General features: G+C 71.5%; 15 protein-coding genes. 6 read left to right on the forward strand and 9 right to left on the reverse strand.

The annotated features are described in order from the left end of the window. Nucleotides 1-28: 28 nt before the first annotated feature. The 3 genes from JYA75_RS19505 to JYA75_RS19515 form a co-directional block, all read right to left on the reverse strand. Nucleotides 29-487, reverse strand: a complete 459-nt coding sequence (locus JYA75_RS19505) for a MarR family winged helix-turn-helix transcriptional regulator (RefSeq protein WP_203329262.1) — start codon at nt 485-487, stop codon at nt 29-31. A 114-nt stretch (nt 488-601) separates the two neighbouring features. After that, nucleotides 602-1,870 carry a TRAM domain-containing protein gene (locus JYA75_RS19510; RefSeq protein WP_072635150.1) on the reverse strand — a complete coding sequence of 423 codons (1,269 nt, stop codon included), beginning with the start codon at nt 1,868-1,870 and terminating at the stop codon, nt 602-604. After that, nucleotides 1,867-3,861, reverse strand: coding sequence for an APC family permease (locus JYA75_RS19515; protein ID WP_006938123.1), 1,995 nt, complete (start codon nt 3,859-3,861; stop codon nt 1,867-1,869). The genes JYA75_RS19510 and JYA75_RS19515 overlap by 4 nt, the downstream gene beginning before the upstream one ends. Before the next feature lie 185 nt (nt 3,862-4,046). On the opposite strand from JYA75_RS19515, the gene JYA75_RS19520 reads away from it, so the two are divergent. Further along, nucleotides 4,047-4,712, forward strand: coding sequence for a TrkA family potassium uptake protein (locus JYA75_RS19520; RefSeq protein WP_006938124.1), 666 nt, complete (start codon nt 4,047-4,049; stop codon nt 4,710-4,712). 61 nt (nt 4,713-4,773) lie between these two features. Continuing rightward, nucleotides 4,774-5,427 carry a TrkA family potassium uptake protein gene (locus tag JYA75_RS19525; protein WP_006938125.1) on the forward strand — a complete coding sequence of 218 codons (654 nt, stop codon included), beginning with the start codon at nt 4,774-4,776 and terminating at the stop codon, nt 5,425-5,427. 4 nt (nt 5,428-5,431) lie between these two features. Here the strand turns inward: JYA75_RS19525 and JYA75_RS19530 are convergent, their stop codons facing one another. Together JYA75_RS19530 and JYA75_RS19535 are read right to left on the reverse strand one after the other, a co-directional pair. Further along, the gene (locus JYA75_RS19530; RefSeq protein WP_006938132.1) at nt 5,432-6,112 is read right to left on the reverse strand and encodes a DUF3159 domain-containing protein; all 681 of its coding nucleotides are present in this window, start codon (nt 6,110-6,112) and stop codon (nt 5,432-5,434) included. Between the two features lie 69 nt (nt 6,113-6,181). Continuing rightward, nucleotides 6,182-6,559, reverse strand: a complete 378-nt coding sequence (locus JYA75_RS19535; RefSeq protein WP_006938133.1) for an OB-fold nucleic acid binding domain-containing protein — start codon at nt 6,557-6,559, stop codon at nt 6,182-6,184. A gap of 135 nt (nt 6,560-6,694) precedes the next feature. Between JYA75_RS19535 and JYA75_RS19540 the strand changes: the two genes are divergently transcribed. Further along, entirely contained in the window at nt 6,695-7,423 is a 729-nt protein-coding gene (locus JYA75_RS19540; RefSeq protein ID WP_203329263.1) for an alpha/beta hydrolase, read from the forward strand. A gap of 18 nt (nt 7,424-7,441) precedes the next feature. On the opposite strand, the gene JYA75_RS19545 is transcribed toward JYA75_RS19540, so the two are convergent. Together JYA75_RS19545 and dut are read right to left on the reverse strand one after the other, a co-directional pair. Next, nucleotides 7,442-8,245, reverse strand: a complete 804-nt coding sequence (locus JYA75_RS19545) for a DUF3710 domain-containing protein (RefSeq protein ID WP_006938137.1) — start codon at nt 8,243-8,245, stop codon at nt 7,442-7,444. 1 nt (nt 8,246) lies between these two features. Beyond that, the gene (gene dut, locus JYA75_RS19550; RefSeq protein WP_029543411.1) at nt 8,247-8,717 is read right to left on the reverse strand and encodes a dUTP diphosphatase; all 471 of its coding nucleotides are present in this window, start codon (nt 8,715-8,717) and stop codon (nt 8,247-8,249) included. A gap of 19 nt (nt 8,718-8,736) precedes the next feature. Here dut and JYA75_RS19555 point away from each other — a divergent pair, with 19 nt between their 5' ends. Next, nucleotides 8,737-9,246, forward strand: a complete 510-nt coding sequence (locus tag JYA75_RS19555; RefSeq protein WP_203329264.1) for a DUF3093 domain-containing protein — start codon at nt 8,737-8,739, stop codon at nt 9,244-9,246. Between the two features lie 86 nt (nt 9,247-9,332). Here the strand turns inward: JYA75_RS19555 and JYA75_RS19560 are convergent, their stop codons facing one another. Beyond that, a complete protein-coding gene (locus tag JYA75_RS19560) occupies nt 9,333-9,635 on the reverse strand; it encodes a DUF4193 domain-containing protein (RefSeq protein ID WP_029543409.1) in 303 nt (100 codons plus the stop codon). A 367-nt stretch (nt 9,636-10,002) separates the two neighbouring features. Here JYA75_RS19560 and cei point away from each other — a divergent pair, with 367 nt between their 5' ends. Continuing rightward, entirely contained in the window at nt 10,003-10,686 is a 684-nt protein-coding gene (gene cei, locus JYA75_RS19565; protein ID WP_006938142.1) for an envelope integrity protein Cei, read from the forward strand. 15 nt (nt 10,687-10,701) lie between these two features. Here cei and JYA75_RS19570 read toward each other — a convergent pair whose 3' ends face one another. Next, the gene (locus tag JYA75_RS19570) at nt 10,702-11,598 is read right to left on the reverse strand and encodes an inositol monophosphatase family protein (protein ID WP_185712722.1); all 897 of its coding nucleotides are present in this window, start codon (nt 11,596-11,598) and stop codon (nt 10,702-10,704) included. A gap of 122 nt (nt 11,599-11,720) precedes the next feature. On the opposite strand from JYA75_RS19570, the gene ppgK reads away from it, so the two are divergent. Then, nucleotides 11,721-12,506, forward strand: a complete 786-nt coding sequence (ppgK, locus tag JYA75_RS19575; protein WP_006938148.1) for a polyphosphate--glucose phosphotransferase — start codon at nt 11,721-11,723, stop codon at nt 12,504-12,506. Nucleotides 12,507-12,613: the final 107 nt, after the last annotated feature.

Genomic DNA, 12,613 nt, shown 5'->3' on the forward strand with positions numbered 1-12,613 from the left:
GAGGAGGGGGGACTGACAGCTGCGGCACTCACAGGCAGTTCCTTCCGGGGGGTTCGTGTACGGAAAGGGTGTGGTTCAGGTGCGCGAGCGCGTCGAGGGCGGATTCGGCTTGCGCCTGGTCCCAGCCGCCGAGCAGCTCGTGCAATCGGGAGGCGCGCCGGTCGCGGATCTCGCGCAGGGCTTTCTGCCCGGTCTCGGACACGCTGACGCGGTGGGCACGCCTGTCGTCCGGGTCACGGTGGCGGTCCACCATCCCCCGTTCGACGAGCTCCCCCAGCTGCCGGCTCAACGCGGACTGACTCATGCACAGCTCCGCGGCGAGTTCGGTGGGGCGGCACTCCCCCATTCGCCACAGGACGAACAGGACGCCGGTCAGCGCGTTGGGCAACGGGTCACCCGTCGAGTTGGCCAGGGTCGTGCGCAGCGTGCGACTGAACAGGAAGATCGCGTCGACGAGCGCGTGCGCGGTGTCGGGCTGGACAGCCACGGAACACCTCCGAATCGAAATTATTTGCTTGCGACACGCAACTATACATTTAGTTGCATGCCGCAAGCAACCGCGGAGGACGCGCGAGACGCCCTGAATCCGTGATCGGCCTGCTCAGCGGGTGAACAACGCCAGGCACTCCACGTGATGCGTCGACGGGAACGCCGCGTAGACGCGCAGCTCGGCCAGCTCGAACCCGTGCTCCCGGTACAGGCCGACATCCCGGCCGAACGACGCCGGATCGCATCCGACGTGCACGACGCGCTCCGGCCCGGCCGCCGCGACGGCCGCCACCACCTCGCGCCCGGCGCCGGCCCGAGGCGGATCGAGCACCACGACCTGCGGGGCGGGGAGATCCGGCAGCAGCCGTTCCACCCGGCCCGCATGGAACCGCACCTGCCCGAGATCCGAGAGCGCTTCCGCGCCGTCCTGCACCGCCCGGCGCGACAGTTCCACAGACTCGACCCGGCCACCGTCGCCGACCTGATCGGCCAGGACGGCCGCGAACACCCCGACACCGCCGTAGAGGTCCCACGCCGTCGCCCCCGGCGACGCCGCGGCCCACTCCCCCACGGTGTCCGAATAGGTCTGCGCCGCGCCGCGGTGTGCCTGCCAGAAGCCGGTCGCGGCCAGGTGCCAGTCCCGGCCGCCGACCCGCTCCACCGCCCGCCCCGAGCCCTCGATCACCTTCTCGGCGCGGGGCGCACCGGCCGCCGCGCGGCGGGCGGACGCTCCCCGCCGGCCCGGACTGCGACGTCCCGTGCGGGAGACCGGCGGCGGTGCGATCTCGACCACGTGCCGCGTCCCGTCCGCATCGAGGACCACCTGGACCTCGGAACCGGGCTGCCACACCCGCTCGGCCAGCCCCTCGTAGGCGCGCGCCTCGATCTGCGGACACGCCAGTTCGGTCTCCAGTTCGTGGCTCCGGTAGCGCCGATACCCCGCTCGCCCGGCGGCGTCGACGGCCAGCCGCACCCGGGTGCGCCAGCGGGTGCCGTTCGCCGCCCCGCCCGGCACCTCCTCGACGACCACCTCGCGCTCGATGCCGCCGAGACGGCGCAACTGCTCCGCGACCACCGCAGCCCCGAATGCCCGCTGGGCCGGCACCGTCGCGTGGGACAGGTCGCAGCACCCCGATCCGCCGGGACCGGCGATGGGACACACCCGCTCCACCCGGTCCGGCGACGCTTCGAGGATGTGGACGGCGTCGGCGCGGCAGAACGAGCCGCCACGGTCCTCCGTGACCAGCGCGACGACGCGCTCCCCGGGCAGACCGTGCCGGACGAACACGACCCGCCCCTCGTGCCGGGCGACGCAGAAGCCCCCGTGCGCCGGGTTGCCCAGCGTCACCTCGAGCCGACGGCCGGACCAGTCGATGCTCACCGCTCCTCCTCCTCGAATCCCCGCCGCACCGATCCCGGCGCGGAGTCCAATCGTTCGCCGCGGGCATGGGCCGACGAGCTCAGCTGCCACGGGACGCTGGTGACCATGACACCGGGCTGGAACAGCAGCCGGCTCTTCAGCCGCAGCGCGCTCTGGTTGTGCAGGATCTGCTCCCACCAGTGACCCACCACGTACTCCGGGATGAACACGGTCACCACGTCGCGCGGCGAGTCCCGTCGCACCCGCCGGACGTATTCGAGGACGGGGCGGGTGATCTCCCGGTACGGCGACTCGACGACCTTGAGAGGGACGGTGATGTCGCTGCGTTCCCATTCGCGCACCAGCATCCGCGTGTCGGCCTCGTCGACGTTGACGGTGACCGCCTCGAGCGTGTCCGGCCGGGTGGCCCGCGCGTACGCCAGCGCCCGCAGGGTCGGCATGTGCAGCTTGGACACCAGCACGATCGAATGGGTGCGGCTGGGCAGCACACCGTCCCATTCGGTGTTCTCCAGTTCCTCGGCCACGCTGTCGTAGTGACGGTGGATGGCCTTCATCACACCGAAGATCGCGACCATCGCCACGATCGCGATCCACGCGCCCGCCGCGAACTTCGTCACCAGCACGATCACCAGGACGGATGCGGTCATGATCAGGCCGATCGTGTTGACGATCCGCGACCGTCGCATGCGGGCCCGCTGTTCGGGGTCGGTCTCGGACGCCAGATGCCGCGTCCAGTGCCGGATCATGCCGGTCTGACTGAGGGTGAACGAGACGAACACCCCGACGATGTAGAGCTGGATCAGCTTGGTGACCTCGGCATCGAAGGCCCACACGAAGACGATCGCCACGCCCGACAGGAACAGGATGCCGTTGCTGAACGCCAGCCGGTCGCCCCGGGTGTGCAGCTGCCGGGGCAGGTAGCGGTCCTGCGCCAGCACCGAGGCCAGCACCGGGAAGCCGTTGAACGCCGTGTTGGCGGCCAGCACCAGGATCAACGCGGTCACGATGGTGATCAGCAGGAACCCGAGCGGGAAGTCGTCGAAGACCGCGTGCGCGAGTTGCGCCACGAGCGTCTTCTGCTGGTAGCCCTCCGGGGCACCGCGCAACTGGGTCTCGGGATGTTCGGCGATGACCACCCCCAGCTTGTTCGCGAGCAGAATCATGCCGAGGAGCAGGACGATCGCGATCCCGCCGAGCATGAGCAGGGTCGTGGCGGCGTTGCGGGACTTCGGCTTGCGGAACGCAGGCACCCCGTTGCTGATCGCCTCGACGCCGGTCAGCGCGGCACACCCGGACGAGAACGCACGGGCCAGCAGGAACACGAACGCGATCCCGGCCAGATCCGACTGCTCGGCGACCAACTCGAACCCGGCCGACTCGGCCTTGACGTCGTCCCCGAACACGAAGACGCGCACCAGACCCCACCCCAGCATGACGATCATGCCGATCATGAAGGCGTAGGTCGGGACGGCGAACGCGGTGCCGGCTTCCCGCAGGCCACGCAGGTTGACCGCGGTCAGCACGACGATCGCGGAGATCGCGAACAGCACCTTGTGCTGCGCCACGAACGGCACCGCCGATCCGATGTTCGCCGCGGCCGAGGAGATCGACACCGCGACGGTGAGCACGTAGTCGACCATCAGGGCGCTGCCGACGGTCAATCCCGCGGTCGGACCGAGGTTCACGGTGGCAACCTCGTAGTCGCCGCCGCCGGAGGGGTACGCGTGCACGTTCTGCCGGTAGCTGGCGACGACGACGGCGAGGACGAGCGCCACCGCGACGCCGATCCACGGCGTGAACACGTACGCCGACAGACCCGCGACGGACAGGACGAGGAAGATCTCCTCCGGGGCGTACGCCACCGACGACAACGCGTCGGATGCGAACACCGGCAGGGCGATTCGCTTGGGTAGCAACGTGTGACCGAGCGTGTCGCTGCGGAACGGCCTACCCAACAACAACCGCTTCGTGGCGGTCGAGAGCTTGGACACTCGCAAAGCCTAAGCCGTCCCACCGGCCACCCGCCGGGCACCCGTGGCCGTGTCCGAAATGCACCTCTGCGGGGAGCCCGTTCGGCCGGCACCGCACGCCGGTCCTGCGCGGGCGGTACGGTTCGGTTCTGCGCGTCGCGATCGGGACGCGCGGCGACACGGAAAGAAGCGGAACGGAGCGAACGGTGTACGTGGTGGTCATGGGCTGTGGCCGGGTGGGTTCCTCCCTGGCCGCGGCGCTCGTCCGGCTGGGCAACGAGGTGGCCGTCATCGACCGCGACCCGAGCGCGTTCCTGCGGCTGGGTCCGGACTTTCCCGGGCACACGATCGTGGGCATGGGCTTCGACCGGGACGTGCTGGTGCGGTCCGGCATCGAGCGGGCCGACGCGTTCGCCGCCGTCTCCTCCGGGGACAACTCGAACATCATCTCCGCCCGTGTGGCCCGGGAGACCTTCGGCGTCGAGCGCGTCGTCGCCCGCATCTACGATGCCAAGCGCGCCGCGGTGTACGAGCGACTCGGGATCCCGACCGTCGCGACGGTGCCGTGGACGACCGACAGGTTCCTGCACAACCTCACCCATGAGAGCCAGACCGCCAAGTGGCGGGATCCGACCGGCACCGTCGCCGTCGCGGAGGTGTCGGTGCACGAGGACTGGATCGGCCGCAACGTCACCGAGTTCGAGGCCGCGACCCACTCGAGGGTCGCGTTCATCATCCGATTCGGCACCGGGGTCCTACCCGACCGCAAGACCGTGCTGCAGGCGGACGACCAGGTCTACATCGCGGCTGTCTCGGGCACCGTCGCCGAGGCGATCGCCCTCGCCGAACAGCCCCCCGCGGCCGACGACTGACCGTGCCGCGCCCGCAGGCGCAGCCGCAACACACGACCCGGAATCACCGAGAGGAACGCCGATGAAGGTGGCCATCGCGGGAGCGGGAGCCGTCGGGCGCTCCATCGCGCGCGAACTGATCCGCAACAACCACGAAGTGATGCTGCTCGAACGCAAGCTCGAGCACGTCGAGCCCGAATCCGTGCCCGACGCCAAGTGGGTGCACGCCGACGCGTGCGAGCTGAGCCTGCTCGAGGCCGCACAGCTCGAGCAGTACGACGTGGTGATCGCCGCCACCGGCGACGACAAGGCCAACCTGGTGCTGAGCCTGCTCGCCACCACCGAGTTCGGCGTCGCCCGCGTCGTCGCCCGCGTCAACGATCCGCGCAACGAGTGGCTGTTCGACGAGTCCTGGGGCGTCGACGTCGCCGTGTCCACGCCGCGCATGCTGGCGTCGCTGGTCGAGGAGGCCGTCTCGGTCGGCGACCTGGTGCGGCTGATGACGCTGCGCAAGGGCGCGAACCTGGTCGAGATCACGCTGCCGGACACCACCGTGCTGGCCGGCAAGCCGGTGCGCAAGCTGCAACTGCCCCGGGACGCGGCCCTGGTGACGATCCTGCGCGGCGGCCGGGTCATCGTCCCGCAGCCCGACGATCCGCTCGAAGGCGGCGACGAACTGCTGTTCGTCGCCGCGGCCGAGGTGGAGCAGGAACTGCGGGCGGCCATCGGCCTCTAGCAGGTCACCGCGCGTCCTGGTCGGGGCCGGCTTCGGCGGCCCGGCCCGGGCCGGTCTCGACAGGCTCGTCGACAGCCTCGGGCGCCGGCTCGACCAGCCGATCGGCGCGGCGGACCGCCCACAAGGTCACGAGCAACGCCACCGCGGTCAGCGGCCATCCCATACCGATCCGGGCCACGGCGAGCCAGCCGGTCCGGTCGGCGTCGTACAGCTCGTGTTGCACGAAGTAGCGGGCCGCGAACACCAGCGCCCACGCCGCGGTCGCGATGTCGTAGGCGCGCACGGCGACGCGATGCCGCCGCCAGGACGATCCCTGCCCGTTGAGCATGCCCCAGATGACGCCGACCAGGGGCCGCCGCACCAGAATGGACAGGACGAAACCGGCGGCATAGAGCAGGCTGGTGTAGATGCCGAAGAGGAAGTAGCCCTTGGCGTCGCCGGTGCGGTAGGCGATGAACGCACACACGCCCACACCGAGGAGCCCCGAGACCGCCGGCTGGACGGGGGTGCGCTGGACGAGCCGCCACACGAGGATGACGGTGGCCACGGCGAGGGCCGCCCAGATCGCGGCGGTCAGGCCCCAGATGCTGTTGACCGGAACGAACACCAGCACGGGCACGGTCGAGTAGACCAACCCGCTGAGTCCACCGAGTTGTTCCAGGACCGTCTGCTGCTTGTCGCTCACTCCTACGAGGGTGCCACAGCCCCACGCGGGCGCGGGGCGGCGCCGGGCGCTGGGGCACCGGCGCTCGGGTCAGGCCCGCTCGCGCAGTTCGTAATACGGGTTGTAGATGACCTTCGAGCCGTCACGCTCGCCGACGCGCCCGCGCACCAGCAGGGTCTTGCCCGGCTCGATGCCCGGAATGCGGCGACGTCCGATCCACACGAGCTTGACGGCCTCGGTGCCGTCGAACAGTTCCGCCTCGACGGCGGCGCTGGCGGCCTTCGGGCACGCCTCGACACTGCGGAGACGACCGAACATGGTCACCTCTTCGCCGCGCGCACAGTCGCAGGCGCGGCGGGCACCCGTCGCCTGGGCGGTTTCGGCGATCTCCTCGGCGTCGAGTTGCTCGAGATCTTCCGTGAGCCGACGGGTGAGTCGGCGGAAGTAACCGGCTGCGGCGGGTGCCATAGCGTGCTCCTGAGAAGGGCGCGGCACGGATCGCGGGCCGCGCATGGGGCTTTCCTGAGGGCCACTGTAGACCTATCCGCACAGGGCAACCACTCGGGTTCCCACCTGCTCGGACGGGTCCGGCAGGATCGGACCATGCGCTCCGCGAACACGTCCCCCGAACACGCCGGGGCCAGCACTTTCGTCGCCGTCGTCCTGCCCGGGACGGGCTCCGACGCCCGCTTCGTGGAGCGGGCGTTCGGCGGTCCGCTCGCCGCTGCCGGAATACGCACCGTCGCGGTCGACCCGGACCCGGCACGCGTGGTCGGCAGCTACGTCGATGCACTCGACCGCGCCGCCGCCGACGGTCCCGTGCTGGTGGGCGGGGTGTCGCTCGGGGCGGCCGTCGCGCTGCGGTGGGCGGCCGAGCACCCGGGGCGCACCGTCGGCGTGCTCGCAGCCCTGCCGGCGTGGACGGGCTCGCCGGAGGCCGCGCCGGCGGCGGCGAGCGCCCGTTGGACGGCCGGCGAGCTGCGCGCCCACGGACTTGCTGCGGTCACCGCGGCGATGGTGGCGTCCAGCCCCGCCTGGCTCGGGGTCGAACTGGCCCGCTCCTGGCGGTCGCAGTGGCCGGGCCTGCCGGCGGCGCTCGACGAGGCGTCCCGCTACCGGGCGCCGGACCGGGACGAGCTGCGGACCGTCGAGGTGCCGGTCGGCATCGCCGCCGCCGTGGACGACCCGGTCCATCCCCTCGCGGTCGCGCAGGAATGGTGTGCGCACCTGAGGCGGGCCGCGCTGGGCACCGTCACCCTCGCCGGGATCGGCGCCGATCCCGCCGTGCTCGGAGCCACCTGTCTGGAGGCACTGCGCCGCGTCGGGGACTGACCCCGGCGGACCGGACCGTCAGAAGCCGAGCTGCTGCATCGCCGAACCCGACTCGCCGTGCCGCGGCCGGGGCGGCGCGGGCTGCTGGGGCGGCGCGGGCTGCTGCTGTTGCGCGGACTGCTGCGGCGGCAGGGGCTGCTGGGCCGCCGCCTGCTGGGCCGCCTGCTGGGCTGCCGCCTGCTGTTGCGCGGCGGCCAGTTGCTCCGCGAGGGCCTTCGGGAGCACCACCGGCAGCGGCGTCCGCACCGGATGCGGATCCTGGCCGCGCCGCACGACGGTCTCGGCGACGATGGCACGGGCCGTCTCCACCAGCGGCGAGTCGGCCGTCACCGAACCTGCCGGTCCGGCGACGACGCAGCGGATCATCCATCGGTAGCCGTCGACACCGAGGAAGCGCAGGTCCGCGTTCGGGGTGCTGCCCTGCAGCTCCCGGCCCCACGGTCCGCTTTCGATGCTCACCGTCGCGTTGTCGCGGCGCAGCGACTCGGCCAGCTCGGCGGCCACCTCCCGCCACTGCCCCGGGGACTTCGGTGCCGCGTACGCGGAGACCGTGATCCGGCCGTGCTGGGTCACCAGATGCACGGCCTGCGGTTGGCCGTTCGGTGCCATCTCCACCTGGATCTGCCCGCCCGGTGGCAGCGGGACGAGCACCGACCCGAGGTCGAGCCGGCTACCGACCGCGTCCTCGCCGATGTCGTCGATGTCGTAGGGACCGCCCTCGGCCGCCTGAACCTCGTCGTCCACGGGCGCGGAGTCGAAGTCGCCCTCGTCCGCGAGGCCCGGAGCCTCGGCGTCCCGGTTCTTCCGGCGTCGTCCGAACATGTCAGGAACCTTCCTTCACCAGACCGGCGTGCCCACCGCTCGACCCGTATCCTCCGGCGCCGCGGCTGGTGTCGTCGAGGGAGCCGACCTCGACGAAGTCGACGAGCTCGACCCTCTGCACGAGCAGTTGCGCGATGCGGTCACCACGACGCAGTTCGACCGCGCGGTCGGGGTCGTGGTTGATCAGGCACACCTTGATCTCCCCGCGGTAGCCCGCATCCACCGTCCCGGGAGTGTTGACCACGGAGAGCCCGTACTTCGCGGCCAGACCGGAGCGCGGATGGATCAGACCCACCGTGCCGACGGGCAGGGCCACCGCGATGCCGGTCCCCACCAGCGCTCGCCGCCCGGGCTCGATGGTCACGTCCACCGTGGTGCACAGGTCCACACCGGCGTCGCCGGCGTGTGCCCGCGCGGGCAAGGGAATCCCCGGGTCCAGGCGGAGCAGGGGGACGGCTGGAAGATCGGTCACGTGCACCGAGACTACTCTGATGGACGTGTCTCGAACCTCTCGACCCGATGCGGATGCGCAGCAGACGACCGGCGCACCGGTCTATTCCGAACGGATGTGGGTGCCGCTGTGGTGGTGGCCCCTCGGCCTGGGCGTCGCGGCGCTGCTGGCCGCGGAACTGCACATGGGGGCGCCCGGCCTGTACGCCTGGCTGCCGTACGTGCTGCTGTTGCCGTTCCCTGTCTGGGCGCTCGTGTGGCTGTCCCGGCTGCGGCTGGAGGTGACGGGCGGGGAGTTGATCGTCGGCCGGGCGCACCTGCCGCTCGAGGTGATCTCCCGCGGTGTCGTGGTGCCGGCGTCGGCGAAGAGCGCCGCCCTGGGGCGCCAGCTCGACCCGGCGGCGTACGTCCAGCACCGCCCGTGGATCGGGACGATGGTGCTCGTCGTGCTGGACGACCCGGACGACCCCACCCCCTACTGGCTGATCAGCACAAGGCGGCCGGCAGAGCTGCTGGCCGCCTTGAGGTGTGCCGACAAGACCGAACGCTGAACCGGGGGCGGCCGGTCAGCGCCGTCCCTCCGGGACTCAGGCCGCGCCGTCCCTCCGGGACTCAGGCCGCGCCGTCCCTCCGGGACTCAGGCCGCGCAGTCCCGGCAGATCATCACTCCGTTCTCGTCGCTCGCGAGCCGGCTGCGGTGGTGCACCAGGAAGCAGCTCGAGCAGGTGAACTCGTCGGCCTGCTTCGGCACCACCCGCACCGACAGCTCCTCGCCGGACAGATCCGCCCCGGGCAGCTCGAAGGACTCCGCGGTGTCCGACTCGTCGACGTCCACGACGGCGGACTGCGCCTCGTTGCGTCGCGCCTTCAGTTCTTCGAGTGAATCCTCCGACACATCATCGGTTTCGGTTCGCCTCGGTGCGTCGTAGTCAGTCGCCATTTCCTCTACCTCTAGTCCTCGTGCAGGTGCCCTGCCGAAGGACACTGTTCATGTCCTTCGGCCCGGGCAACGCCCGACCGTCTCCGGAAGTTCCCACCGGCCGTATCCGGGTCCCGGACACGACCCGGGCCTTCCGCTGTCGAAAGCCTCGCCGTCGCCTCTTTCGACGACCTGGGCCGCCGAACAATAGCGGAAGTACCCACGGAAGCCGTAACCGATACACCCGGTCCGGGGAATTGTCGGTCAATTGTCACCAACACCACAGCAACTCGAGACATTCCACCGGTCGCCCACCTTCCCGGACCCCACCGGGATGCCCTCTACAGTGGTCGCACACAACCCTTGGAGATGCGAGAGGCAGGGCGCCGTGGTTTCCCTGATCACCGAAGGCCGCGCGCGGGACGAACGCGGCCGGCCGTTCCCACGGCGCCGCGTCGTGCCCGCCGCGGCCCTGTTCGCGGTCCTGGCGACGATCGGGATCGTGGTGTGGACGTCGGTGTTCGCCGGCTCGGACCCGGTGTCCCGGACCGTGGCGTGCAACGCCCCGCCGACCGTCCCGTCGGAGCCCGGCGGACCCCAACCGGCCCCCCTCGGCGAGGTGGTCGACCGTTCCGTCCTGCTCGACGTGGAGCCCGCTCCCCTGGCGGCGACGCGGGTACGGGTGTTCAACGCCAACGGCGAACGTGGCCAGGCCACCCACGTGGCAACCCAGCTGGCCGAATACGGATTCGCGAGCGCACCGGATGTGCAGGCCGGCAACGACCCGGTCTACATCGACCAGAACATGCAGTGTCACGGCCAGATCAGGTTCGGGGCGGCCGGGACCGCGGCGGCGAGCACGGTGTGGCTGGTCGCGCCGTGCGCCGAACTCGTCCGCGACGACCGCGCCGACGACACCGTCGACCTGGCCCTGGGCACCTACTCCAAGGAGATCGCGCCCAACGCCGACGCCGAGGAGGTGCTGCAGTCGCTGCGGGAGGCGCCGGTGGGCGCGGCCGCCGCGCCGCTCGACATCGACCTGCTGGCCGCGGCCCGCGACGCCCGCTGCTGAGCGCGCCGCGGACCGTCAGGCCGGGATCGGCGCGTCGGCGCCGAGCGCGGCGAGCAGGTCCGCGAGCTGTGTCGCGATGCCGGGCGCGGCGGCGACGGTGATCTCGCCGGCGTCGCCGGCTCCGGCCGGGAGTTGCACCCACGCGCCCGCCTCCGCGGCGATCAGCGCACCGGCGGCCCAGTCCCACGGTTGCAGGCCGTGTTCGTAATGGGCGTCGACGCGCCCCGACGCCACCATGCACAGATCCAGGGCGGCCGCACCGATGCGGCGGATGTCCCGCACCCTCGGCAGCAGCCCGGCCACCAGCGCGCCCTGCCGTTCGCGACGGTGCGGCGCGTAGGAGAAGCCCGTCGCGACGAGGGCGCGGGCGACGTCGTCGACCGGGTTGCAGCGCAGGCGCGTCACCGCTCCGCCGACGTCGGTGCGGGTGGCTCCGCGCCCGCGCGCGGCCGAGTAGACGTCCCCGGCGGCGACGTCGACCACCGCTCCCGCCACGGACCGCCCCCCGACCTGGGCCGCCACCGACACCGCGTAGGCCGGGATGCCGTAGACGAAGTTCACCGTGCCGTCGATGGGGTCGACGACCCAGCGGACGCCGCTCGATCCGGTGTGGGCGCCGCCCTCCTCCCCGAGGATCGCGTCGCCCGGCCGCAACCGGGTCAGCAGCCGACGGATCAGGTCCTCGGTCTCGGTGTCCGCCACCGTCACGGGGTCGGTGTCGGTGCTCTTCGTCCGCACCGCGCCGACGCGGCCGGTACCCGTGTCGGCGGGTGGGAACAGGTCGGGCCGCCGGGCGCGCACGTGACCGGCGGCCTCGGCCGCGACGGACACGGCGATCTCGCGCAGCAGGGCCGGGTCCGTGGTGACGTCGGGGGACAGCGTAGAGGGGCGGGAGTCCGGGGTGTCGGGCACCCGAGTATCCGAACACACTGTGCGGCACGGCACCACCCGCGCGGCGGCCACGTTCGGATTAGGGTGACGTCACGACAGCGGTCGCCCGCGGTGACTGTTCCGGTGACGAGAGGGAGCGCGAGATGACGCAGACGATGCACCCGGCCACGCCGGACCCGGACCTTCTCGGATTCGGTGTCGACGTCGGCGGCAGCGGCATCAAGGGCGGCGTCGTCGATCTGTCCACAGGCCGGTTGGTGGGCGAGCGCATCAAGATCCTGACCCCGCAGCCGTCCACCCCGCAGGCCGTCGCCGACACGGTCGCCCGGATCGTGGACGAGGCGCAGTGGACGGGACCGGTGGGGGTCACCCTGCCGAGCGTGGTGACGGGCGGCGTGGCGCGCACGGCCGCGAACATCGATCCGGCGTGGATCGGCACCGACGCCCGGACGTTGTTCTCGTCGGTTCTGGGCGACCGCCCGGTGAGTGTCCTGAACGACGCGGACGCCGCCGGCCTCGCCGAGGACCGCTTCGGTGCGGCCAAGGACGCGTCCGGGGTGGTCATCCTGCTCACGTTCGGGACCGGGATCGGCTCGGCGGTTTTGCACAACGGCGATCTGCTGCCGAACACCGAGTTCGGGCACATGGAGATCGACGGGATGGAGGCCGAGCACCGCGCGGCGTCGTCGGTCAAGGAGAACAACGAGTGGACGTACAAGCGGTGGGCGAAGGAGGTCTCGCTGGTGCTGTCGCGGTTCGAGGCCCTGTTGTGGCCCGACCTGTTCATCGCCGGTGGCGGGATCAGCCGCAAGCACGAGAAGTGGATCCCGTTGCTGACCAACCGCACACCCGTCGTTCCGGCCGCATTGCGCAACGCGGCCGGCATCATCGGGGCCGCCTATGCTGCGAAAACAGGTGTACTCCCCTGAGTCCTGCACATCGCGCGCGGCGGCGATCGTTACAATGGTGCACAGCCGGCTGCGAACCGGCCTGATCCCGACAGACCTCTCCGCCGGAACCACTCTGGCGCGACGCC

This window comes from Rhodococcus sp. PSBB066 (assembly GCF_017068255.1).
Lineage (GTDB): Bacteria > Actinomycetota > Actinomycetes > Mycobacteriales > Mycobacteriaceae > Rhodococcus > Rhodococcus aetherivorans.